Source organism: Amycolatopsis pittospori, from assembly GCF_013870525.1.
In the GTDB taxonomy this organism is placed as follows: Bacteria; Actinomycetota; Actinomycetes; order Mycobacteriales; family Pseudonocardiaceae; genus Amycolatopsis; species Amycolatopsis pittospori.
The window spans coordinates 72006-95514 of the sequence record NZ_JACBXD010000007.1 but is presented as its reverse complement, the minus strand read 5'-3'; the positions used below and the strand labels follow the sequence as shown (position 1 = coordinate 95514).

Here is a 23509-nt window from a genome sequence, read left to right as displayed (position 1 = left end):
GTCACAGTGGCGCGACCGCGCGGAATTTCACCGCGTTCCGGATACCGTCGTCTGGCCGGACGAGCGTAGGTCGCCGCAAACCTTCCGGTCAATGTGACCGAACCCAATCGCCGCGGGCCCGTTACGCCGTGGTCCGGCCGCCGCGCCGACCCCTGCCATCCACCGATCGGTTGATGGTGGGCTCCACCGCGGTCGCCGTCGGTCCTGGCCGCACGGTCGATTCGGCCCACCGGGGTCCGGCGGCAGGCTTCGAGTATGGCAATCATCGAGGTAGACGGCCTCGTCAAACGCTACGGCGACCACACCGCGGTGAACGGGGTCGGTTTCACCGTCGAGCGGGGCGAGATCTTCGGCATCCTGGGCCCCAACGGGGCGGGCAAGACCACGACCGTCGAGTGTGTCGAGGGGCTGCGCACCCCGGACGGCGGAACCATCCGGGTCTGTGGGATCGACCCGCGACGCGACACCGGCGAACTGCGGCAGCTGCTCGGCGCGCAGCTGCAGGAAAGCGAGCTTCCGGACAAGCTCGAGGTCGGCGAGGTGATGGAGCTGTACAGCTCCTTCTACCGCGAACCGGCCGACTGGCGGGAACTGCTCGGCACCCTCGACCTGACCGACAAGGTCGGCACCCAGTTCCGCAGGCTGTCCGGTGGGCAGAAGCAGCGGCTGTCGATCGCGCTCGCGCTGATCGGCGACCCGAAGGTCGCGGTGCTCGACGAGCTCACCACCGGCCTCGACCCGCAGGCACGCCGCGACGCGTGGGATCTGATCGAGGCCGTCCGCGACCGCGGGGTCACGATCCTGCTGGTCACCCATTTCATGGAAGAAGCGGAACGACTGTGCGACAGGCTCGCGGTGATCGACTCCGGCCGGGTCGTCGCCCTCGACACCCCGGCAGGGCTGATCTCCGGCGTCGACGATCGGCAGCGCATCCGGTTCCGGCCGTCCGCGCCGCTGGACCACGCCGTGCTGGCCGCGTTGCCCGAGGTCGTCTCGGTCGAGCGGGCGGGTGACCGGCTCGTGGTGACCGGTACCGGGAACCTGCTGCTCGCCGTGACCACCGTGCTCGCCCGTCACCAGGTCACCGCCGCGGACCTGCGCGTCGAGCAGACCTCGCTGGACGACGCGTTCGTCGCGCTCACCGGCCGCCCCATCGACTCCTGAGGAGACCGTCATGTCCGCTCTGGCCCGGCTCACCGCCACCGAGACCAAACTCTTCTTCCGCGAGCCGATGCTCGTTTTCTTCGCGCTCGCCTTTCCCCCGATCCTGCTCGTCGTCCTCGGCCTCGTCCCCGCCATGCGGGAACCCAGCGCGGACCTCGGCGGCGCGCGGGCGATCACCTTGTACGTACCGATCATCGTCGTGATGGGCCTCGCCCTGTTCTCGCTCAACAGCCTGTCCCAGCTGTTCGCCACCTACCGGGAGAAGGGCGTGCTGCGCCGGATGCGGACCACCCCGGTCGAACCGCGGGTCATGCTCGGCGCGCAACTGCTGATGTCCACGATCCTGTCCCTGGTGACGATGGTGGTCGTGCTGGCCATCGGCGCTCTGGCCTTCGACGTGAGCCCGCCTGGACAGCTGCCCGCCTACCTGATCGCCTACCTCTTGGCGGCGGTGTCGATGTTCGCGATCGGCCTGCTGGTCGCCTCGCTCGCGCCGACCGGCAAGAGCGCCGGCGCGATCGGGACCCTGCTGTTCTTCCCGCTCGTGTTCTTCGCCGGTCTCTGGGTACCGCGCGCCGAGATGAACGACGTCCTGCGGAAGATCAGCGACTTCACCCCGCTGGGCGCCGGCGTGCAATCATTGCAGGACGCCACCGCCGGTCACTGGCCGCAACCGCTGCATCTGGCCGTCATGCTGGGGTGGACGATCGTGGCCGGTGGGCTGGCCGCCCGGTACTTCCGCTGGGAGTGAGTCGTGAGCATCGAGGCGGAGCTGCGGTCGGAGTTCGACCGGCTGGAACGCCGGGAGACGACCGTTTTCAAGGTCCTCCCGTACTTCCTCCTGGCGATCAGCACCCTGGTCACGGTGCTGCTGCCGCTCTGGGACGTGCCGGTGCGCTTGCCAGCGGTGCTCGCGCTTTCGATCGCGGCCTCGGTCTGGGTGCTCTGGTTCCACACCCTCCACCCGGAATGGCATCCGAACCGCCCGTTGATGGGCCTGTACTACACCGGCCTGATGGTGCTCGCCGCCGGTCTGGTGGCGATGGCGCCCTGGTACGGGCTCTTCGTCTTCGTCGGCTATCCGCAGGCGTTCCAGTATCTGACGGGGCGGTGGCGGTATGCCGGGGTCGCCGCCACGGCGGTGATCTCGGCGGCGGCGTACCTGGGCGGGATCGACAACATCAGGACCGGCGACCTGTGGTGGGCGTGGCTGGGCATCGGCGTGGTCTCCACGATGCTGGCCAGCGCGTTCTCCTACTTCGCCGAGATGTCCGATCAGCGCATCGACAAGCAGCGGCGGGCGCTGGCCGAACTGCACAAGGCGAACGTCAAGCTGGAGGCCGCACTGGAGGAGAACGCCGGTCTGCACGCCCAGTTGCTCGTCCAGGCGCGCGAGGCCGGGGTGCTGGACGAGCGGCAGCGGATGGCGCGGGAGATCCACGACACCCTGGCCCAGGGACTGGCGGGAATCCTCACCCAGCTCCAGGCCGCCGAGCAGACGCTGGACGAGCCTCCGGTGCTGCATCGCCACGTGACGAACGCGATGAACCTGGCGAGGGAAAGCCTGACCGAGGCCCGCCGGACGGTGCACGCCGTGCAGCCGGAGGCGCTCGCCGAGGGCAGGCTCCAGGACGCGATCGGCGAAGTGACCAGGCGCTGGGCCGGCGTGCACCACATCGAGGCGGTGCTGACCACCACCGGCGACCCCCGGCCGATGCACGCCGACGTCGAGGTGACCCTGCTCCGCGCCGCGCAGGAAGCACTCGCCAACGTCGCCAAACACGCGAACGCCCGCCGCGTCGGCCTGACCCTGTCGTACATGGAGGACCTGGTGACACTGGACGTGCGTGACGACGGCGTGGGCTTCGAGCCGAAAGCCAAGCGTGCCAACGGTTCCGCCGACGGCGGGTTCGGGCTGGCCGGGATGCGGCAGCGGGTGCGGCGCCTCGCGGGACGGCTCGCCATCGAGTCGGAGCCGGGTGGCGGCACCGCGATCTCGGTTTCCGTGCCGTCTATCCCGGCCGGGGGTGAGCGATGATCTCGCTGCTGATCGTCGACGACCATCCGGTGGTGCGGGACGGACTGCGGGGCATGTTCAGCGCCGACCCGCGGTTCGAGGTGGTCGGTGAGGCGGGGGACGGCGAGGAGGCCATCGCCGCCGGCACGAAGCTCCGGCCGGACGTGATCCTGATGGATCTGCGGATGCCCCGGACCGACGGTGTCACCGCCATCGAGGAGCTGGCGAAACGCGGGGTGCCCTCGCGGGTGCTCGTACTCACCACATATGACACCGACAGCGACGTGCTGCCCGCCATCCAGGCAGGGGCCACCGGCTACCTCCTCAAGGACGCGCCGAGGGAGGAACTGTTCCGTGCGGTGGAGGCGGCCTCGCGGGGGCAGGCCATGCTGTCTCCCGCCGTCGCGACCCGGCTGATGGGGCAGATGCGGCAACCGGCCTCGGGGCCGCTCTCGCAGCGTGAACTGGAGGTCCTGGAGCTGATCGCCAAGGGCTCGACGAACCGCGAGGCGGCGAAGCGGCTGTTCATCAGCGAAGCGACGGTCAAGACACACCTGCTGCACGTCTACGCGAAACTCGGCGTCAACGACCGTGCGGCCGCCGTGGCCGCGGCGTTCTCCCAGGGCTACCTGACACCGCGCGGCTAACGGCGGCGTCCCGGGCGTGTCAAAATCCAGCTATGACACCTGCGGTGGCGGCACTCGATGTCGGCGGTACGTCCATCAAGGCGGCCTTGTACGACGCGGATCTGAAGGACCTGGCCAGTTTGCGCGAACCGACCGCGCGCGGGGCGGACGGCGAGGCACTCGCGGATCAGGTCGCGCGGATCGTGGAAACACTGGGCAAGCAGGCGGGCACCGGTAAACCGGACGCGGTCGGCGTGGTCATCCCGGGCATCGTCGACGAGGTCGAAAGGGTGGCCACGTTCTCGGCGAACCTCGACTTCCGGAACGTCCCGTTCGGCGAGATGCTCGACAGCAGGCTGGGGCTGCCGTTCGCGTTCGGGCACGACGTCCGCGCGGGCGGGCTGGCGGAGTTCCGCGTCGGCGCGGGCAAGGGCTGCACGGACGCCGCGTTCATCCCGGTCGGCACCGGGATCGCGGCCGCGCTCCAGCTCGACGGCAAGCTGTACGCAGCGGGCGGCCTGGGCGGCGAGATCGGCCATATCGACGTCGGCCACCGGCTGCCGTGCGGATGTGGCGCGACGGGCTGTCTCGAGGCGATCTCCTCGGCGTCGGCCATCGCGCGCCGGTACAGCGAGCACACCGGGCGGCCGGACGAAGGCGCCGAGCAGGTGGTCGACGCCGCGCGGCACGGCGACGAGGCCGCGATCTCCGTCGTGAACGACGCGCTCGACGGTCTCGGCCACGGCATCAAGACCTTGGTCACCTTGCTCGCGCCCGAGGTCGTCGTGCTCGGCGGCGGCCTGTTCAGCGCCGGCGACTACGTGCTGGAACCGGTCCGTGCCTGGCTGGCGGCGAACCTGCAGTTCCAGCGGATGCCGGAACTGCGGATCGCGCAGCTCGGCGACGAGGCGGGCAGGCTCGGCGCGGCCCTGCTGGCGCTGGACCGGCTCAAGCCTTGACCACGCGCACGCCTTCGCCTTCGAAGGCGTGCACTCGCTCGGGATCCGCGCGGCCATCGGTGATGAGGACGTCGACATCGGTGGTCGCGCAGATCTTCGCGAAGGCGTGGCCGCCGAGTTTCGCGCTGTCCGCGAGGACCACCACCTGTCTGGCACGGGCGGCCATCAGCCGGTTCGTGCTCGCGTCGCCCTCGTGGTGTGCCTGTGCCCCGTGCACCGGGTCGAACGCGTCCACCCCGAGGAACACCAGATCCAGCGAGATCTGATCGAGGAACAGATGCGACAGCGGGCCGGACAGGTCGAACGACTGCTGCCGCGCGACCCCGCCGGTCACCACGATCTTGATATTCGGCCGCACCGCGAGTTCGTGGGCGATGTTGAGCGCGTTCGTCACCACGGTCAGCACCGGTGAGCCGCTCGGTTCGCCCATATCCGGTCTGGTGGCGAGCGCGCGGCCCACTTCGGTGCTCGCGGTGCCGCCGTTGAGACCGACCACCATGCCGGGGTCGACCATTTTCGACGCGGCCGCGGAGATCCGTTGCTGTTCCGGCGCGTTGCGCGCGGCCTTGTGCCGCAACGGAAGGTCGTAGGCGACGTTGCTCGCGACGGCGCCACCGCGAGTCCGGACCACGAGATTGCGGCCCGCCAGATGATCGAGATCCCGGCGGATCGTCGCGGGGGAGACACCGAGTTCGCCCGCCGCGACTTCGACGTCGACTTTTTCCCGCTCTCCCACCATGTCCAATAAGGCCGTCAGCCGTTCATGCCGATTCATTCGAGCTCCCTCCCCGAAGCGCGATCGTCGCTTACCGCACCGGACAAAGTACTACGCGTTGCGATACGGGCGGAGAGAAGCGGCTGCTTTGGGACTTCGAGAGGAAAAGTAACGAGCGGGCGCCGGCCACCCCCAGTGTGACCGGCGCCCGCCGCGTGACCGGTACGCCCAGGACCGGCCCACCTCGCACGCTATCGCCGCCGGCTCCGGACCGATATCCGCTTTGCGTCCGTTCCGGTGACGTTTACTGGATAAACCGCCATCGGTTCACCGGAAACGGCCACAGCGCGTGAGATTCGTGCCGCCCGGTTAGGCCAATTGGCGCAGGAAGGCCAGCGACGGCATGAAGAAGTAGTCACCGCCCTTGAGGGTCACCGCCTGCGGGATCGGGTCCGCGGTCTCCTTCTCGGTGCCCGCCCAGTCCTTGGTGTAGACGGATTCCGGACGCGGGCCCTGGCCGATGACCGGGTCGAGACCCGGCGGTTTGAACCCATCGGGCGGGATCGGGAACGACGCGTTGTTCGCCCAGGCCGCCTGGGTGAACTCGAACTGGTCGCCCAGCGCCGAGTTGAACGCCATGAACAGCAGCCCGACCCCGCCGCTCGGCCGAGCGGACGGCGGTAGGTCGGCGTTCGGGTCGTCGGCCCGCTCGCCGTAGGGCACGCCGCGTCGCGCCATCAGGTGCAGACGCTCCGCGGGCGGCTCCTCGGCGCCGCCGCTTCCGCGTGGGTTCGTCTTCCGGATATGCGCCTGGAAGGGGCATTTCGCGCCGGCCGCGTCACTTCCGTAGCTGAAGTTGTTGGGTACCGGGCTTTCCGCGCCGTCTTCCCGTTGCGCGGTCAGCGGCGTGCCGTCCTCGAATCGGCCGACGATCATCGCTCCCGCGCGTTCCCGATCCTCGCCGACAAGGCCGAGTTCGTCCGCCAGGGCCTCCTCGGCCTGCTTGAAACGCCGCACATTCTGTTCCAGTTTGCGGAAAACGAAGTAGCTGCCGAAATGCACGGCCGGATCGGGAGCCGCGCAATCCGCGACGAGTACCTGGCTCAACGGAGCAGTCGGATCCCAGGTGGTGATTCCGTCCGTTTCGGCCTCTTCCGCGCGGATGTCCTCGATCAGGAAAAGCGGCTGACTCCGGCCGTCGACATAACCGAAATGCTCGATACCTTCGCCCTGGGAATTCACTCGGCCGAGTCCGGTTTCCTCGGCGACCACGGTGACGGTCGACGGAATCAGCGTGAGAACCTCGTTCCGGCGCGCGGTCATCGGGGCGTCGGCCGCGTCGCCGACGATGACGACGGCGTGGATCTCGTCGTGGTATCCACTGTCGAAGGTGGAGCGAGGCGGGTCGCTCAGCTTCTCCCTGGTCTCCTGCGTGCGCATGCCGAGCAGGAACGATTCATCTTGCGGTGCCTGGATTTCCAGGAACCGGTAGCCCGCCGCGGTCAGTCCTGTCCCGACGTACGGCGAACCCTTCGTTCCCTCGGTCTTGAACCGCTCCACCTCGGTCAGATGCGTTTTCGCGGACTTCATCAGCGGGACGAGTGAGGCAAGGAACGCCTTCGCGCTCGTTACTTCCGAAAAGCGTAGGAAAAGCGCGGAGAAATGGTCGCGGGCGTGTGCCTTGAGGATGTTCGGCTGCAGTTCTTCGAGCATCCTCGCGGCGTCGCCGCTCGCTTGCTTCCATTCCAAGGGCGTGGTCAAGTCGATGGTCATGTCAAGGAACCCCCTCCCCGGGAACCCGCTCGGCGGCCCCGGCAGGTCTTGCCGGTTCCCACCGCCGCGCGAGTCGTACTCCCCTGATACAACCGATACCGAAAGGCGGCCGTCTTCACCCGCAAGTACCCTCTTTTGGGCGCTTTATCACCCGAAAGAACCAGTCCCGCCGGTCACCTAACGCAATTAGTCCTCTCCTTGCGATAGTTGCCTGCGCAACCACCGCAAGGAGAGGACCAAAGGCGGGTCTCCCGGGTCTTAGGTGAGGGGCCGGTCGGTCGGGGCGATCGGGGCGGGCAGGACGTCGCGACCGGTGAGGAAGGCATCGACCCCGGCCGCGGCGGAGCGGCCTTCGGCGATCGCCCACACGATGAGCGACTGGCCGCGGCCCATGTCACCCGCCACGAACACGTTGTCGACGCTGGTCTTGAACGCCTTGTCGCGGGCGACGTTGCCGCGCTGGTCCAGCTCGACGTCGAGCGCCTCCAGCAGGCCTTCCCGCTCCGGGCCGACGAAGCCCATCGCGAGCAGCACCAGCTGCGCCGGAAGTTCCTTCTCGGTGCCTTCGACCGGGACGAACTTGCCGCCCTCGTTGCGCACCTCGACCAGCTTCAGCGCCCGGACGCGGCCGTCGGCGTCGGCCAGGAACTCCTGGGTGTTGACCGAGTACAGCCGCTCGCCGCCCTCTTCGTGCGCGGACGAGACGCGGTAGATCATCGGGTACGTCGGCCACGGATGCGCGTCGGCGCGCGAAAGCGGCGGCTTCGGCATGATCTCCAGCTGCGTCACCGACTTCGCGCCCTGGCGGTGCGAAGTGCCGACGCAGTCCGCGCCGGTGTCGCCGCCGCCGATGACGACGACGTCGAGGCCTTCGGCACTGATCGGCGAGACGTCCAGTTCACCGGCCGCGACGCGGTTGGCCGGCGGCAGGAACTCCATCGCCTGGTGGATGCCGTCGTGCCCACGGCCGTCGATCGGCAGATCGCGCCACGCGGTGGCTCCACCCGCGAGGACCACGGCGTCGTACGAGGACTTGAGCTCCTCGACCGTGAGGTCGACGCCGACGTTCACCGACGTCCGGAACTCCGTGCCTTCCGCGCGCATCTGGTCCAGACGGCGGTCGAGACGGTGCTTCTCCATCTTGAACTCGGGGATGCCGTAGCGCAGCAGCCCGCCGATCTTGTCGGCCCGCTCGAAGACCACGACACTGTGGCCCGCTCGCGTGAGCTGCTGCGCCGCGGCGAGTCCCGACGGCCCGGATCCGACCACCGCCACCTTCTTGCCGGTCCTGACGACCGGCGATTCAGGCGTGACCCAGCCTTCTTCGAAGGCCCGGTCGATGATCGAGATCTCGACCCGCTTGATGGTGACGGGATCGTCGTTGATCCCGAGCACACACGCCGTCTCGCACGGCGCCGGGCAGAGGGTCCCGGTGAACTCCGGGAAATTGTTGGTCGCGTGCAGCCGGTCGGCCGCTTCGCGCCAATCGTCGCGCCAGGTCAGGGTGTTCCACTCGGGGATGAGGTTCCCGAGCGGACAGCCCTGGTGACAGAACGGGATGCCGCAGTCCATGCAGCGCCCGGCCTGCTTCTGCAGTTTCGACGTCGCGAAGTCCTCGTACACCTCGCGCCAGTCCATCAGGCGCAGGTCGACGGGACGGCTCTTCGGCGTCTCGCGCGTGGTGGTCAGAAAGCCCTTGGGGTCAGCCATGTGCGGCCTCCATGATCGCCTCGTTCACGTCGCGCCCTTCCCGCTCGGCGTCCGCCTGAGCCGCGAGCACACGCTTGTAGTCCTTCGGCATGACCTTGCCGAACCGGTCGACGGCGGCGTCCCAGTCGGCGAGCAGCACACGCGCGACCGCGGACTCCGTTTCGTCGTAATGCTTTTCGAGCGCCTCGCGCAGGAAGTCCACATCGGACGAATCCAGCGGGTCGACGTCGACCATCTCCGGGTTGATCCGGTGCGCGGGCAGGTCCAGCACGTAGGCGATACCGCCCGACATCCCGGCCGCGAAGTTGCGGCCCACACTGCCGAGCACGACCACCTTGCCGCCGGTCATGTACTCGCAGCCGTGGTCGCCGACGCCTTCGACGACGGCCAGCGCGCCCGAGTTGCGCACGCAGAACCGCTCGCCGACCTTGCCGCGGATGAAGATCTCGCCGCTGGTCGCGCCGTAGCCGATCACGTTGCCGGCGATGATGTGCTCTTCGGCGTTGTACCGCGCCACCTCGGGCGGCCGCACGATGAGCCGTCCGCCGGAGAGGCCCTTGCCGACGTAGTCGTTGCCGTCGCCGTAGAGCCGCAGCGTGATGCCCTTGGGCACGAACGCGCCGAACGACTGACCGGCGGTACCGGTGAAGGTGACGTCGATCGTGTTGTCCGGCAGGCCCTCGCCGCCCCACCGCTTGGTGAGCTCGTGGCCGAGCATGGTGCCGACGGTCCGGTTCACGTTGCGGACCGGCAGTTCCAGCCGCACCTTGTCGCCGGACGACAGCGCGCCCTCGGCCAGCTGGATCAGCGTGTTGTCGAGGGCCTTCTCCAGTCCGTGGTCCTGCACCGTCTGCTGGTGACGCAGACCGGCCGGGGCCATGTCGGGCACGTGGAAGATCGGCGAAAGGTCGAGCCCGGCGGCCTTCCAGTGGTCGATCGCCTTGCGCTTGTCGAGCATCTCCGCGTGCCCGACGGCCTCGGCGATGGACCGGAAACCCAGCTCCGCCAGGTATTCCCGGACCTCCTGGGCGATGAACTCGAAGAAGTTCACCACGTACTCGGCCTTGCCGCTGAACTTCTCGCGCAGCTTCGGGTTCTGCGTCGCGACGCCGACCGGGCAGGTGTCCAGGTGACACACGCGCATCATGATGCAACCGGACACCACCAGCGGCGCCGTCGCGAAACCGAACTCCTCGGCGCCGAGCAGCGCGGCGATGACGACGTCACGGCCGGTCTTGAGCTGGCCGTCGGTCTGCACCACGATCCGGTCGCGCAACCGGTTGGCCAGCAACGTCTGCTGGGTCTCGGCGAGCCCGAGTTCCCACGGGCCACCCGCGTGCTTGATGGACGAAAGCGGGGAAGCGCCGGTGCCGCCGTCGTGCCCGGAGATGAGCACGACGTCCGCGTGGGCCTTGGAAACGCCCGCCGCGACCGTGCCGACGCCGACCTCGGAAACGAGCTTCACGTGGATGCGCGCGGCCGGGTTGGCGTTCTTGAGGTCGTGGATCAGCTGGGCCAGATCCTCGATCGAGTAGATGTCGTGGTGCGGCGGCGGGGAGATCAGCCCGACACCCGGCGTGGAGTGCCGCGTCTTCGCGATCCACGGGTAGACCTTCGCGCCGGGCAGCTGACCGCCCTCGCCGGGCTTCGCGCCCTGCGCCATCTTGATCTGGATGTCGTCCGCGTTGACCAGGTACTCGCTGGTGACGCCGAACCGTCCACTCGCGACCTGCTTGACCGCGCTGCGACGCTCGGGGTCGTAGAGCCGTTCCGGATCCTCGCCGCCCTCACCGGTGTTCGACTTGCCACCGAGGCGGTTCATCGCGATGGCCAGCGTTTCGTGCATCTCCGCGGAAATCGAACCGTAGGAGATCGCGCCGGTGGCGAACCGCTTGACGATCTCGGAGACCGGCTCGACCTCTTCGACCGGCACCGGGGGCCGCGTGCCGAACTTGAAGTCGAACAGCCCGCGCAGCGTGTACAGCTTCTGCGCCTGGTCGTCGACGGCGCGCGTGTACTCCTTGAAGACGTCGTACTTCCCGGCGCGGGTGGAGTGCTGCAGCTTGAACACCGTCTGCGGGTTGAACAGATGCGGTTCGCCCTCGCGGCGCCACTGGTAGTCGGCGCCGGTCTCCAGCTCGCGGTGGTTCGCGCGGAAGCCGTCGGCGGGGAACGCCCGGCGGTGCCGCTCGGCGACTTCCAGCGACAGCGTGTCGAAGCCGACGCCGCCGAGGCGGGACGTGGTGCCGGTGAAGCAGTTCTCGATGACCTCGTCGCCGAGCCCGACCGCTTCGAAGATCTGCGCGCCGGTGTAGGAGGCCACTGTGGACACTCCCATCTTCGACATCGTCTTGCGGACGCCCTTGCCCAGCGCCTTGATCAGGTTCGCGGTCGCCTGCTTGCCGGTGACCCCGGCGATCAGGCCCTGATCGGCCATCTCCTCGACGGTCGCCATCGCCAGGTACGGGTTCACCGCGGCGACGCCGTAGCCGATCAGCAGCGCGATGTGGTGGACCTCGCGCGCGTCGCCGGCCTCGACGATGAGGCCGACCTGAGTGCGGGTCTTCTCGCGAACCAGGTGGTGGTGCACCGCGCCGGTGAGGAGCAGCGACGGGATACCCGCGTGGTCTTCGTCGATCCCGCGGTCGGACAGCACGATCAGCCGCGCGCCCTCGGCGATGGCCGCGGACACCTCGGCGCGGATCTCGTCGAGCCGCCGCACGAGCGCCTCGCCGCCGCCGTGGACGTCGTAGGTGCCCTGCACGGTGACGGCCTGGAACTCGGGGAGGTCGCCGTCGTCGTTGACGTGCACCAGTTTCGCGAGCTCGTCGTTGTCCAGCACCGGGAACGGCAGGACGATCCGGCGGCACGACTTCGCGTCGGAGACGAGCAGGTTCGGCTCCGCGCCCAGCTGGGTGCCGAGCGAAGTGACCAGTTCCTCGCGGATGGCGTCCAGCGGCGGGTTGGTCACCTGGGCGAAGAGCTGGATGAAGTAGTCGAAGATCAGCCGCGGGCGGCTCGACAGCGACGCGATGGGGGAGTCGTTGCCCATTGAGCCGATCGGTTCCGCGCCGGTGCGGGCCATCGGTTCGAGCAGGACGTCGAGTTCCTCTTCGGTGTAGCCGAAGGCCTGCTGACGGCGCACGAGCGCGGCGTGCGGCGGGATCTCGCGTTCGCGTTCGGGGAGCCCGTCGAGCGGGAGCAGACCGTCTTCGACCCACTCGTCGTACGGGTGCTCGGTGGCGAGCCGGTCCTTGATCTCCTCGTCCTCGACGATCCGGCCGGCCGCGGTGTCCACGAGGAACATACGGCCCGGCTCCAACCGTCCCTTGCGGACGATGGTGGCCTGGTCCAGCTCCAGCACGCCGACCTCGCTGGCGAGGACGACGAGGCCGTCTTCGGTGACCCAGTAGCGGGCGGGGCGCAGGCCGTTGCGGTCGAGCACCGCGCCGATCTGGGTGCCGTCGGTGAATGACACCAGCGCGGGGCCGTCCCACGGCTCCATCAGCGTCGAGTGGAACTCGTAGAAGGCGCGGCGCGCGGGGTCCATCTCCTGATGGTTCTCCCAGGCCTCCGGGATCATCATCAGCACCGCGTGCGGCAGCGACCGGCCGCCGAGGTGGAGCAGCTCCAGCACCTCGTCGAAGGACGCCGAGTCGCTCGCCCCGCGCGTGATGACGGGGTAGATCCGCTTGAGGTCACCGGGGATCAGATCGGATTCGAGCAGCGCCTCACGCGCGTCCATCCAGTTCCGGTTGCCGCGCAGGGTGTTGATCTCGCCGTTGTGGGCGACGTACCGGTACGGGTGCGCCAGCGGCCACGACGGGAAGGTGTTGGTGGAGAAACGGGAGTGCACCAGGCCGATGGCGCTGGTGACGCGCTCGTCGGTGAGGTCGGCGAAGAACTTCTCGACCTGCGGCTCGGTGAGCATTCCTTTGTAGACGATCGTCCGCGACGACAGGCTGGGGAAGTAGACAGCGTCTTCCCCGTCTTCCCCGCCCTCGGCCAGTTCGTGCTCGGCGCGTTTACGCACCACGAAGGCGGCACGTTCCAGGGCCAGGCCTTCCAGTGCGTCCTGTCCTGCCAGGAACAGCTGGCTGAAATGCGGCATGGTCTCGGCCGCGCCGGTCCCGACGTGTTCGGTGTGGACCGGAAGGTCGCGCCAGCCGAGCACGCGCATGCCTTCTTCGGCGGCGACGCGCTCGATGGTCGTCATCGCCCGGCCGCGTGCTTTTTCGTCCTGCGGCAGGAAAGCCGTGCCGACGGCGTACGCGCCCGGTTCGGGCAGCGCGAAGTCGACGACGTCGCGATAGAACTCGTCGGGGACCTGGATCAGGATCCCGGCGCCGTCGCCGGTCTCCGGGTCGGCGCCGCGGGCCCCGCGATGTTCCAGGTTCCGCAGCGCGATCAGTGCTTTGGCGACGATGCCGTGATCGCGTTTTCCGGAGAGATCGGCGACGAACGCGACACCACAGGCGTCGTGTTCGAACTCCGGGTCATACAGGCCTTCGGGGGCCTTGCTGCCCTTGTAGCTGGCATGGTGGGTCACGGCTGGCCGCCTCCCAAGGCGTCGGCGCGACCGGTACCACTCCGTTCGGGTGGTTCGGTAGTGAACCGGTTAACGGAATGGTCCGGGACCGCGATGGTCAGTCGAGAGGGAACGAACACGCCCGCGAAACGGGGGCAGGGTTCGTAGAGCCGCACTGCATTGGGCGGCCGATGCGCTTATCGGTACTGCGGTGCGCCGCGTGCCGCCAGGCCGTTGTGGTGGATGGCAGGCGGGGCGCACGTGTTACTCCCGGGTTCGCCGGTCTTATGACGATAGTGTGAAATCGCTGTTATCGACATACGTCGGTTGGTCGGGGTGGGAAATGCCACGCGAGCGTTGACTTCAAACATCATCTGCCCACTGGCTGGAATGACATGTCCACTGAGTGGGGCACTAGCCCGCTGACCTGCGTGAACGATCGCTCACGTCCCTCGTTGGTGTGACCTGGATCGCGCGTTCAGGTGGGTATCGCGGGTGTTTCGGTGACCTGACGTGACCACGGGATCGCCCGAACGGCAGAGTGGATCGCCCGGTTTGAGAGGCTGTGCCGATGGCGGATCGTTATCTCACCGTGGCGGGCACCGGGGTCCACGAGATCGAAATCCGGCGTTCGCGCTTCCTGTGCGCCCTCGCGCCGGTCGCCTCGGAAGACGCCGCCCGAGCGGTGATCGCCGCCCGGAAGAAGGCCGATCCGGCCGCCCGGCACCACTGCCACGCCTTCGTTCTCGGCGCCGACGGCCGGGCCCAGCGCTCCAGTGACGACGGCGAGCCCGCGGGCACGGCGGGCACCCCGATGCTCGAGGTCCTCCGCCGTCGCGAACTGACCGACACCGTCGCGGTGGTGACCCGCTACTTCGGCGGGGTCCTGCTCGGCGCCGGCGGCCTGATCCGCGCGTACGGCCAGGCGGTGTCCGAAGCCGTCGACGTCGTCGGCGTCCGGGAGTACCGGCGGCTGCGACTGGTGGAGGTCGTCGTCGACTACGACCGCGCCGGCCGCCTGGAGAACGACATCCGCTCGTCGCCCTACCTACTGCACGCGACCCGGTTCGAAGACGTCGCGCACTTCGACGTCGGCGTCGCGCCGGACCAGGGGGACACGTTCCACGCCTGGCTGGCCGACCTGACCGGCGGCGAGGCCATCACCGCCGAAACCGGCGAAACCTGGCTCCCCACGTCCCGCCTTTAGTCGACTAAGTGCGGGAGGACACTCACCCGGTCAGGCGGGCCCGCCACTCCTCCAGGGTGATGGCGTACTCGACTTCGCCCTCTTCGGTGCCGGGGATCGGGTCGTCGAACTCTTCGTGAAAGGTCCGGATGTGCCGCATCCCGATCTTCTCCATCACCCGCCGCGAGCCCAGGTTCACCGCCATCGTCCCTGCCCAGACCCGCTGGGCCCCGAGTTCGGTGAAGCCCTTCTCCAGCAGCGCGAGCGAACCTTCGGTCGCGTAGCCCTTGCCCCAGGAAGACCGGTTCAGCCGATAACCCAGTTCGGGATCATCCGTCCGGTGACCGCGTAGCGGCCGGAAATGAAACCACCCCAGAAACGCCCCGGTCGTTTTCTCGATCGCGGCCCAGAACCCGTAACCGGGGAAACGCTCGTAGTAACCGAGAAAGGCGGGAAGGTCGTGTCCGATGATCTCGGCCCGGTTCGCCGGTTTACCCCCATTGAGGAACCGCATGACCTCGGGATCGTCGTAGAGCGCGAACAGGTCGTCGACGTCGGCCTCGGTGAACTGCCGAAGGAGGAGCCGTTCGGTCTCGAGAAACACACGCATCAGCAGATCGTGGCGCCCCCGGCGCACCTCGGCAAACGCTTTTAGGCGGCGGCCAGCCCGGGTGTGGCGAGCGCCGGTACGGCGACCCCCAAAGCCCGCGCCCCGGCCTCCGTGAGCAGGGCGGGAACGCGTTCGCCCCGCCGTCCGCCCCGGGCGGGTGCCACCAGGCCGAGGTGGGCCAGGCGGTGCGCGGTGTGCTGGTCGCAGCAGGCGAGGCCGTCGACGAACAGGTCCGGCTCGCAACTGCAGCTGATTTCCGCGTGACCTTCGGCCACGGCTCTCAGGGTGGCCCGCTCACGATGGTTCAGCTCTGTCCGAACGTCCATGGCGCGCCTCCTTTCTGTTCCGCTTCGAACAGTCAAACCCATACCCCCGACAGTTTCCGTCTTCTCCGGTGCGAAGTCTCGGATTTCGGGCGGACTTAGGGGTGGTGTGTCGGGTAATCAAGGGTGAATACCTAGGGGTTGTCACCTGGTATTCGCAGCGGAAGCGGTTCCAGCTCGGTCTTGCGCAGATGGCGGAAAATGATCGAACTCCGGAACCCGACGATCTCCTTGCGTTTCGACAAGCGATCCACCAAGAAGGAGTGGAGCTGATCGACGTCCTGCGCGGCGACGTGGATCAGGAAATCATCGCTACCGGCGGTGACGAACACCGAAAGGACTTCGGGTAATTCCGCGACCGAACGCTGGAAGGAGTCGATCACCTCCCGGCTCAGCGGCCGCACCTGCGCCGAGACCATCGCCTGCACGCCGCGGTTGAGGCTCCGCAGGTCGATGTCGGCGTGATAGCCGCGGATGACGCCGCGCTCCCGCAGCAGCCGCGTGCGTTCGAGGCAGGTCGACGGCGCGACGCCGACCTTGCGGGCGATGTCGCGGTTCGACTGCCGCGCATCCGCCTGGAGTTCCCGGATGATCGCCGAATCAAGTTCGTCCACGCCGATCCCTTCCCCGGTGCTGCCGAATATCGTTCGGCAGACGCTCTGAACACTTGCCGATCAGCCTAACTTCAGCGCAAGTAGCCGACTAATTGCGCGAAGGGGAGCCAAATGTCTGTACAGGAACTGGTCGTCCGGCGGGGGCGCCGGTCCGGGGTGACCACGATGGTCGCGGTGCACTCCCGAACGCGAGGCCCGGCCGTCGGCGGTTGCCGTTTCAAGGTCTACCCGGCGGTGATCGACGCCATCGACGACGTCCTGCGCCTGTCCGCGGCGATGACCCGCAAATGCGCGGTCGCGGGCCTGGACTTCGGCGGCGGCAAGAGCGTCGTCGCGCTCGACACGGTGCCGACGCCCGCGCAGCGGCGCGACATCCTGCTTGACCACGCCGACCTGATCGCGTCACTCGACGGTGCGTATCTCGCCGGTCCGGACGTCGGCACCGGCCCGGACGACATGCTCGTCCTGCGCGAGGGGACACCGCACGTGTTCTGTCTGCCCGAGGAGCACGGCGGCACCGGTTCGTCGAGCGAACCGACGGCGGTCGGAGTGCTCGCCGCGCTGCGAGCCGGGGCGAAGGCCGTCTTCGGCGACGACGGGATGAAGGGCCGCCGGGTGGTCATCAGCGGGTACGGCTCGGTCGGCGCGCACCTCGCCGCCGATCTGGTCAGGCAAGGGGCGGAGGTGATCGTGTCCGATGTGGACGAACGGCGGCTGACGGCCGCCGAGGAGCGGGGACTGAGCTGGGTCCGGCCGGCACAAGTGCTCGGAATCGAAGCCGACGTCCTGATCCCGGCCGCGGTCGGGGGAGTCTTCGGTCCCGCCACGGAGGTCGAAGCGCCGCTCGTCGTCGGCCCGGCCAACAACCAGCTCACCGAGGACGCGGTGGCGGACGACCTCGCCGCCCGGGGAATCGTCTGGATTCCGGATTTCGTCGCCGGCGCCGGGGGAGTCGTCTACACGCTCGGCCGCGAAGCCGAAAACCTGACGCACACCGAGGCGATCGCCCGCGTCGAAACACTCGAAGCGACCACGCGGCGGATCCTGGACGCCGCTTCGGCCAACGGCACCACGCCGTTGGCCGAAGCGGACGCACTCGCCGAAGCGAGGCTCACTTCTGGTGCGGAGCCACGTACTCCTTCGCCTCGGGAGCCTCGAACAGCGGCTTGACGTAGCGGACGCCGCCCTCGGCCGACGCGTCCGGTGTCGCCGCGTACACCTGGCGCGTCGCCGGGGTGCCCGCCTTCGAGAAGTCCAGTGCCGCCACCAGATCCCCGGTGCTCGCCGACGTCGTCTGCTTCAGCGCCGCGGCGATGCCGTCCCGGGTGAGGTCCTTGTTCTCGCAAGCCTTCTTGAGCACGGCGCCCCACACCTCGCCGACCGCGTAGCCGTAGGGGATCCCGCCGTTCGGGGTCTCCTTGTACGCCGCCTTGTACTTCGTCGCGACGTCCTTGGCCTTGGGGATGTCGGCGGAGAACGGGACGCTGCTGGCGACGATCGTCAGCTTGTCCAGCGCGTTCGCGGCCGGGCTCTTCAGCAGCACCGGGTCGAACACCGGGTTGTTGCCCAGCACCGGCACGTTCAGCCCGAGCGCCTTGTTCGCCGCCAGCGCGGAACCGGTCTGCGCCGGCGTGGTGGTCAGGACGATGGCCTTCACCCCGTCACCCTTGAGCCCGGTGACGATGTTCGTGAGGTCGTTGTCGGTGGAGGTGATCTTGACCTCCTTGACCGTCAGATTGTGCTTCTTCGCGTAGAACTGCGAACCGCGCAGGCCGTTCTTGCCGTATTCACCGTCGATGTAGACGTGCCCGATCGTGTCGCCGTCCTTCACCAGACCCTGTTCCTGGAAGTAGGAAAGGCCGTCGATGATCTCCAGGTCGTACGTCGTCCCGACGATCATCACGTACGGGTTGTCGAGCAGTTCCGAAGACCACGACGCGGGCGCGGCGACGGTCTTGTCCGAGGCGATGTTCTGCTTCAGCGCGGCGACGACCGGGGAGCCCAGCAGTTGCACGAACCCGAGCACCTTCGGCTCGATCTGCGGATACAGCGTCTTCGCCGTGTCCGCCTTGTAGCCGTGGTCGACGGTCTCCAGTTTCACCTGCCGGCCGCACGCCCCGCCCGCGGCGTTGAAGTCCTTGGCCCACAACTCGTTCCCCTGTGTGATGCCGAGCCCGAGGTTCTTGAACACCCCGGTCTTGTCGGTCATCACGCCGAGGGTGATCTCCGAGGCGGTCACGCCCTTGTCGGCCTTGACGCCCGAGCCGTCCGCCCCCGAGGACCCCGAGTCGCCCGCTTTCGTGCTGCACGCCGAGAGGGCGAGGACCGCCGCCAGCGCGACGGCCGGATATCTGCGCTTCATCTGCCTTGCTCCTCCGGGATTCGCGGTTTCTTAGAGGGTGTGATCCGCCGGCCGATCGCGGCGAGCCCGCCCGGTTCGAAGAGCACCACGAGGATGATCGCGGCGCCGTAGACGAACGAGCTGACCAGGATCGGGGTCAGTGCGCCGTCCCCGGTTCCGGAGAACCAGCCGAGATCGGCGGAGTACAGCGAAAGCACCTGCGGCAGCCCGTTGACGATCAGCGCGCCCACCAGCGCGCCGGGCACCGAGCCGAGTCCCCCGATGATCACCATGGCCAGGAACGCGATGGAGATGTTGATGCCGTACGTGCCGAATTCGCTCTCGTCGGGTTTGAGGATGTCGAACCACAGCACGGTCATCGCACCCGCGAGCCCCGCGTACGCCGAGGAGACCGCGAACGCGCCCGCCTTGGCCCTGGTGACGCTGACGCCCATCACCGACGCGGCGGCCTCGTTGTCCCGCACCGCCCGCCACGAACGGCCGACCCGGCTGCGGACGGCGGCGCGGGCGACGACGTACGCGAGCACGGTCAGCAGCAGGAACAGGTACCAGGTCCGTTCCGCCTGCCGGATCGGGACGCCCATCAGCTCGATCGCGGGGCCGTCGTTGGTGAACGGGAACCCGAACAGCGAGAACGGCGCGGGCGCGCGACCGGTCGACGTCCCGCCGGTCAGCGTCTCCGCCGACTGTCCCAAGTAGAGTCCGAGGAACACCAGGGAGAGCGACGCGACGCCGAGGTAGATCCCGCGCAGCCGTCCGGAGACCGGCGCGAACGCCAGCCCCAGCAAGGCCGCGATGACCACCGCGCCGACCAGGGAAAGGCCGGGATCGAGACCGAAACCGAACACCCGCTCGTCGTCGGTCGGTCCGGAAAGGACGGTGTACCCGGTCGCGCCGGCGAGCAGGAAGAACGCGTGCGCCAACGACAACTGCCCGGCTTGGCCGACCAGTAGCGTCAGCCCGATCGCGCCGACGCCGCCGATCATCATGTACTGCCCGGCCTTCAGCCAGGCGGCGTCGAGGTACAGCGGGATCGCCAGCAGGACGACGAGCAGCGCGACCCAGGCCAGCGCCTTGACCAGCCGTCCGCGATCGCGTTTCGCGGGCGGCGTCGGCGGAGCGGCGGCGGGGGTTTTCACGGCGGTGTCAGACACGTGTGCTCTCCCTCGTCCCGAACAACCCCGAGGGCCGCACCACCAGGACCACGAGCATCACCAGGAAGACCGCGCTCTTGGAGAAGTCGAACGACACGTACTGCGCGGAAAGCGCCTCGACGAGCCCGACGACCAGCCCGCCCACCACCGCGCCCGCGGTCGAGTCGAGCCCGCCGAGGATGGCCGCGGGGAACGCCGCGAGCGCGATGGAGTGCGTGCCGCGGGAGAGTCCCGCGCCGGAGAAGTCCTGTGTGGCGATGAAGAGCACCGCGACCCCGGCGAGGAGACCGGCCACGATCCACGCCGTCGCCGTCACCCGGGAACTGCGGATGCCCATCAGCGCGGCGGCCTCACGGTTCTCGGCCTGCGCCCGCATCGCGACACCCCAGTTCGAGTACTTGAACGCGAGGGTGAACGCGGTGATCAGGATGGCCGCGACGACCAGCGCGACCAGCTGAGTCCGGAACAACGTGATCCCGCCGACCTGGAACGGCCGCGCGTCCCAGGCGTCGCCGAGGAACGGCAGGGTGACGCCGAGCCGCCGCACGATCTCCTCGGTGATGATCACGTCGACGCCGATGGTCAGCAGCGCCAGGCTGTTCGCGTCCGCGTTCCGCGAGCGCGAGAGCAGGAACCGTTCCAGCAGAAGGGCGAGCAGACCCGCCGACACGATGCCGACGAGCGAGGCGCCCGCCCAGCCGAGCGATTCCCGGGTCACGACGACCAGGTAGCCGCCGAACAGCACGAGCGAGCCGTGCGCGAAGTTGACCACCTCGGTGGCCTTGAAGATGATCACGAAACCCAGCGCCAGCAACGCGAACACCGCGCCCTTGCCGAGTCCGTTCACCACGAGTTGCAGGAAAGTGTTCACGCCGTGGCCTCCGTGCCGAGGTATGCCCTGATCACGTCCGGATCCGACTGGACCCCGGCCGGTGTCCCGTCGGCGATGCGCTTGCCGAAATCGAGGACGGTGACGCGGTCCGCGATGCCCATCACCAGGCCCATGTCGTGTTCCACGAGCAGGATCGAGATGCCGAGTTCGTCGCGGACGTCGCGGATCGTCCCGGCCAGTTCGGCGGTTTCGGTCGCGTTCATCCCGGCCGCGGGTTCGTCGAGCAGCAGCAGGACGGGTTCGACGGCGAGCGCGCGGGCGAGGTCGACGCGTTTCACCGCGCCGTACGGCAGTGCCCCGACCGGGAGGTCGACGAGCGCGCCGATCCCGAGGAAATCGCAGATCTCCCTGGCGCGCGCGGAATGCCGCCGTTCGGCGCGGGTCGTCCACGGCATCCGGAGACCGCAGGCGAGGAAGCCGCCCTTGGTGAGCGCGTGGCGGCCGAGCATGACGTTGTCGAGCACGGTCGAACCGGGGGAGAGGGCCGCGTTCTGGAACGACCGGCCGACGCCGAGACCGGCCAGGCGATGCGGTTTGAGTCCGGTGAGGACGGTGTCGCCGAGCCGGACGCTCCCGCTGTCCGCCTGATACAGCCCGCTGATCACGTTGAAACAGCTGGACTTCCCGGCGCCGTTCGGCCCGATGAGCGCGTGCAGCGAACCGGAACCGACGGTGAACGAGACGTCGTCCAGCGCGCGGATCCCGCCGAAGCGCAGGGTCACGTTCTCGACGTGCAACTCGGGTGGCGTCATCCGGCCCACCTCGAAAGGGTCCGGCCCGCACGGTGCTTGCGGGCGTCTTCGGCCTCGGCTTCGGCGGCGGCCTGCGATTCGGCGTGGCCGCCGAGGTAGAGCCGCTGGACTTCCTCGCTCGCGGCGAGTTCGGCCGTCGTACCTGCCAGCGCTACCCGCCCGACTTCGAGGACGATCGCGTGATCCGCCACCCGCAACGCCATCACGGCGTTCTGTTCGACCAGGACCACGGCGGTGCCCTGTTCGTGGATCTCGCGGATGATCGCGCCGATCCGCTCGACGATCTTCGGCGCGAGGCCGAGCGAGGGTTCGTCGAGCAGCAGCAGACGCGGGCCGGACATCAGCGCACGGCCGATCGCGAGCATCTGCTGCTCGCCGCCGGACAGCAGGCCGGCGCGCTGTTTGGCGCGTTCGGACAGGACCGGGAAGAGCTCGTCGACGCGTTTCCTCGCGGCGGCGCGCTGCTCGGGTGAGCGCGCGCCGATCCCGCCCGCGCGCAGGTTCTCCTCGACCGTCATCCTCGCGAAGATCTGACGTCCTTCGGGGACGCCGACCACGCCAAGACCGACGATGCGGGCCGGGTCGAGTCTGGCCAGCGGTTTACCGTCGTAACGCACTTCACCTGCGGAAATGGCGCCTCGATGCATCCGCAGCGTCCCGGAGATGGTCCGCAGCAGGGTCGATTTCCCGGCGCCGTTGCTGCCCAGGACGGCCAGTACCCCATCGGGTGAGACGTCGAGGTCGACCCCGTGCAGTCCGGCCACCGATCGGCCGTACCGCACCTGAAGATCACGGACACTGAGCAAGCCGCCTCCTCCGTTCGTGTGACGCGAGTCACGATCGGTGGCGGTCATCCTGCGTGGGCACCCTCCGTCGCGTTACCCCCACCTGGAGACCCACACGGCTACAAAACGGACACAGCGCGGTCGGTCAGGGGCAAGTCAAAGGTGGCGTGGCCGGGTTGGGTCGTGAGTGTTTAGGAGGGTTAGAACCCTCCTTGCCACTCACGACCCCCTTGTGGAAAGGCGCAAAAATTCCAATTCGGTCATCTATGCTGCGAAAAGTGTCCTTTGTGGATAGACGACACGAATCGCCACTACGACCCCTGGTCGAGATCGTGACCTCGGCGGCGCGACACCGCACTCGCGTGCTCGGACCCGGATCTCACGTGCTCGGACCCGGATCTCGTGTGCTCGGACGCCGTACACCGAGTGCGGCATCCAGGCACGCGAGTCACGCCGTCGGGCACGCGAGTTCCGTGCCTGAACACGCGAGTCACGCCGTCGAAACCCGCGGCCGACCTCGCGCGCACTTAGTCCTCTGAATGCGGTAGTTGCGCGTGCATGTATCGCATTCAGAGGACTAAGTGCGGCGCCGCAGGCGGAGGACGAAGAAGAGCGCGACGGCGCCGGCGAGCAGGGCGGCCGCGCCCCCGGCCAGGGGAAGGACGTCGTCGGGCTCGGGCGCCGAGGATGTCGAGGACGCCGAGGGCGCCGGCGCCGCGGCGACGGCCTGGGGAGTGACGGTCGCCCGCGGGGCCGAGGGGAGAGCGGACTCGGTTTCCGCGACGCCGAAGTCCACATCGGAGCAGGAGTAGTAGGTGTCCGGCGTGTCCGAGTTCTGCCAGATCGTGTAGATCAGGTGACGGCCGGTCTTCGACGCCGGGAGCTTGCCCTCCAGCACGTACGAGCGGTCCCGCGACGCCGGATCGGTGACCGACAGGAAGGGGCGGGTCTCCAGGTCGGCCCACGTCAAAGTGCGCGCCGGGTCGTAGCCGTCCTTCGTGACGTACAGCCGGAAGGTGCCCTTGTGCGGGATGGTCTCCCGGTACTTGAACGTGTACTCGGCCCCGGCCGAAAGCGTCGTCGCCGGACCGTCCGCCTCCGGGACGTCCAGGCTGCCGAACTCCGCGATGCCCGCACTGCACAGCCGGCCGTCCGGGATCCGCTGCCGGTCCTTGCCGCGTACGTTCGCGACCCGCACGTTGTCCCAGTCGTCGATCCCCCTGGTCACCGCCCGGCTCGCCGGACTGTCCATCGAGCCGTGCGCGGCGGCGGGCGTCACGAACACGACCAGGAGCGGGATCACCGGGAGCAGGGTCAGTTTGCGGAAGGAGACCATGCT

At 68.5% G+C, this 23509-nt stretch carries 20 protein-coding genes; 7 read left to right on the top strand and 13 right to left on the bottom strand.

Going from position 1 to position 23509, the window contains the following annotated elements; all coding sequences use genetic code 11:
• Positions 1-255 precede the first annotated feature (255 nt).
• Genes H5J31_RS05940 through H5J31_RS05920 form a run of 5 tightly spaced genes read left to right on the top strand, consistent with a single transcriptional unit; the run spans position 256 to position 4766 of the window.
• Positions 256-1164, top strand: a complete 909-nt coding sequence (locus tag H5J31_RS05940) for an ABC transporter ATP-binding protein (protein ID WP_181771438.1) — start codon at positions 256-258, stop codon at positions 1162-1164.
• Between the two features lie 10 nt (positions 1165-1174).
• On the top strand, positions 1175-1915 hold the full coding sequence (locus tag H5J31_RS05935) for an ABC transporter permease (protein ID WP_181771437.1): 741 nt from the start codon (positions 1175-1177) through the stop codon (positions 1913-1915).
• A gap of 3 nt (positions 1916-1918) precedes the next feature.
• Positions 1919-3202 (top strand): sensor histidine kinase, encoded by a 1284-nt coding sequence (locus H5J31_RS05930; protein WP_181771436.1) that lies wholly within the window; start codon positions 1919-1921, stop codon positions 3200-3202.
• Positions 3199-3828, top strand: coding sequence for a response regulator (locus tag H5J31_RS05925; RefSeq protein ID WP_181771435.1), 630 nt, complete (start codon positions 3199-3201; stop codon positions 3826-3828). The genes H5J31_RS05930 and H5J31_RS05925 overlap by 4 nt, the downstream gene beginning before the upstream one ends.
• A gap of 44 nt (positions 3829-3872) precedes the next feature.
• The gene (locus H5J31_RS05920; protein WP_181771487.1) at positions 3873-4766 is read left to right on the top strand and encodes an ROK family protein; all 894 of its coding nucleotides are present in this window, start codon (positions 3873-3875) and stop codon (positions 4764-4766) included.
• Here H5J31_RS05920 and H5J31_RS05915 read toward each other — a convergent pair.
• The 4 genes from H5J31_RS05915 to gltB form a co-directional block, all read right to left on the bottom strand.
• Positions 4756-5541: a DeoR/GlpR family DNA-binding transcription regulator gene (locus tag H5J31_RS05915; RefSeq protein ID WP_181771434.1), complete on the bottom strand. Its 786-nt coding sequence runs from the start codon at positions 5539-5541 to the stop codon at positions 4756-4758. The two genes, H5J31_RS05920 and H5J31_RS05915, sit on opposite strands and share 11 nt — an antisense overlap.
• 309 nt (positions 5542-5850) lie before the next feature.
• Complete coding sequence (locus H5J31_RS05910) at positions 5851-7254, bottom strand: Dyp-type peroxidase (protein WP_181771433.1); 1404 nt, start codon at positions 7252-7254, stop codon at positions 5851-5853.
• 258 nt (positions 7255-7512) lie between these two features.
• Positions 7513-8964, bottom strand: a complete 1452-nt coding sequence (locus tag H5J31_RS05905; RefSeq protein ID WP_181771432.1) for a glutamate synthase subunit beta — start codon at positions 8962-8964, stop codon at positions 7513-7515.
• Entirely contained in the window at positions 8957-13513 is a 4557-nt protein-coding gene (gene gltB, locus H5J31_RS05900; protein WP_181771431.1) for a glutamate synthase large subunit, read from the bottom strand. Before gltB ends, H5J31_RS05905 begins: the two co-directional genes overlap by 8 nt.
• Positions 13514-14063: 550 nt before the next feature.
• Here gltB and H5J31_RS05895 point away from each other — a divergent pair.
• A complete protein-coding gene (locus tag H5J31_RS05895; RefSeq protein WP_181771430.1) occupies positions 14064-14699 on the top strand; it encodes a YigZ family protein in 636 nt (211 codons plus the stop codon).
• Between the two features lie 22 nt (positions 14700-14721).
• Here the strand turns inward: H5J31_RS05895 and H5J31_RS05890 are convergent, their stop codons facing one another.
• The 3 genes from H5J31_RS05890 to H5J31_RS05880 all read right to left on the bottom strand — a co-directional run bounded on the left by H5J31_RS05890 (position 14722) and on the right by H5J31_RS05880 (position 16225).
• On the bottom strand, positions 14722-15288 hold the full coding sequence (locus tag H5J31_RS05890) for a GNAT family N-acetyltransferase (RefSeq protein ID WP_181771429.1): 567 nt from the start codon (positions 15286-15288) through the stop codon (positions 14722-14724).
• A gap of 41 nt (positions 15289-15329) precedes the next feature.
• The gene (locus tag H5J31_RS05885) at positions 15330-15614 is read right to left on the bottom strand and encodes a hypothetical protein (RefSeq protein WP_181771428.1); all 285 of its coding nucleotides are present in this window, start codon (positions 15612-15614) and stop codon (positions 15330-15332) included.
• Between the two features lie 131 nt (positions 15615-15745).
• Positions 15746-16225 carry an Lrp/AsnC family transcriptional regulator gene (locus tag H5J31_RS05880; protein ID WP_181771427.1) on the bottom strand — a complete coding sequence of 160 codons (480 nt, stop codon included), beginning with the start codon at positions 16223-16225 and terminating at the stop codon, positions 15746-15748.
• 111 nt (positions 16226-16336) lie between these two features.
• Here H5J31_RS05880 and H5J31_RS05875 point away from each other — a divergent pair, with 111 nt between their 5' ends.
• Positions 16337-17395: a Glu/Leu/Phe/Val dehydrogenase gene (locus H5J31_RS05875; protein WP_181771426.1), complete on the top strand. Its 1059-nt coding sequence runs from the start codon at positions 16337-16339 to the stop codon at positions 17393-17395.
• On the opposite strand, the gene H5J31_RS05870 is transcribed toward H5J31_RS05875, so the two are convergent.
• From H5J31_RS05870 to H5J31_RS05845, 6 genes are all read right to left on the bottom strand, one after another.
• Complete coding sequence (locus tag H5J31_RS05870; protein ID WP_181771425.1) at positions 17337-18587, bottom strand: ABC transporter substrate-binding protein; 1251 nt, start codon at positions 18585-18587, stop codon at positions 17337-17339. The genes H5J31_RS05875 and H5J31_RS05870 overlap by 59 nt on opposite strands.
• Entirely contained in the window at positions 18584-19741 is a 1158-nt protein-coding gene (locus H5J31_RS05865; RefSeq protein WP_181771424.1) for a branched-chain amino acid ABC transporter permease, read from the bottom strand. Before H5J31_RS05865 ends, H5J31_RS05870 begins: the two co-directional genes overlap by 4 nt.
• Positions 19734-20612 (bottom strand): branched-chain amino acid ABC transporter permease, encoded by an 879-nt coding sequence (locus H5J31_RS05860; RefSeq protein WP_181771423.1) that lies wholly within the window; start codon positions 20610-20612, stop codon positions 19734-19736. Before H5J31_RS05860 ends, H5J31_RS05865 begins: the two co-directional genes overlap by 8 nt.
• Positions 20609-21385: an ABC transporter ATP-binding protein gene (locus H5J31_RS05855; protein ID WP_181771422.1), complete on the bottom strand. Its 777-nt coding sequence runs from the start codon at positions 21383-21385 to the stop codon at positions 20609-20611. The genes H5J31_RS05860 and H5J31_RS05855 overlap by 4 nt, the downstream gene beginning before the upstream one ends.
• Entirely contained in the window at positions 21382-22191 is an 810-nt protein-coding gene (locus H5J31_RS05850) for an ABC transporter ATP-binding protein (protein WP_181771421.1), read from the bottom strand. The genes H5J31_RS05855 and H5J31_RS05850 overlap by 4 nt, the downstream gene beginning before the upstream one ends.
• A gap of 556 nt (positions 22192-22747) precedes the next feature.
• The gene (locus H5J31_RS05845) at positions 22748-23506 is read right to left on the bottom strand and encodes a lytic polysaccharide monooxygenase auxiliary activity family 9 protein (RefSeq protein ID WP_181771420.1); all 759 of its coding nucleotides are present in this window, start codon (positions 23504-23506) and stop codon (positions 22748-22750) included.
• Positions 23507-23509 lie beyond the last annotated feature (3 nt).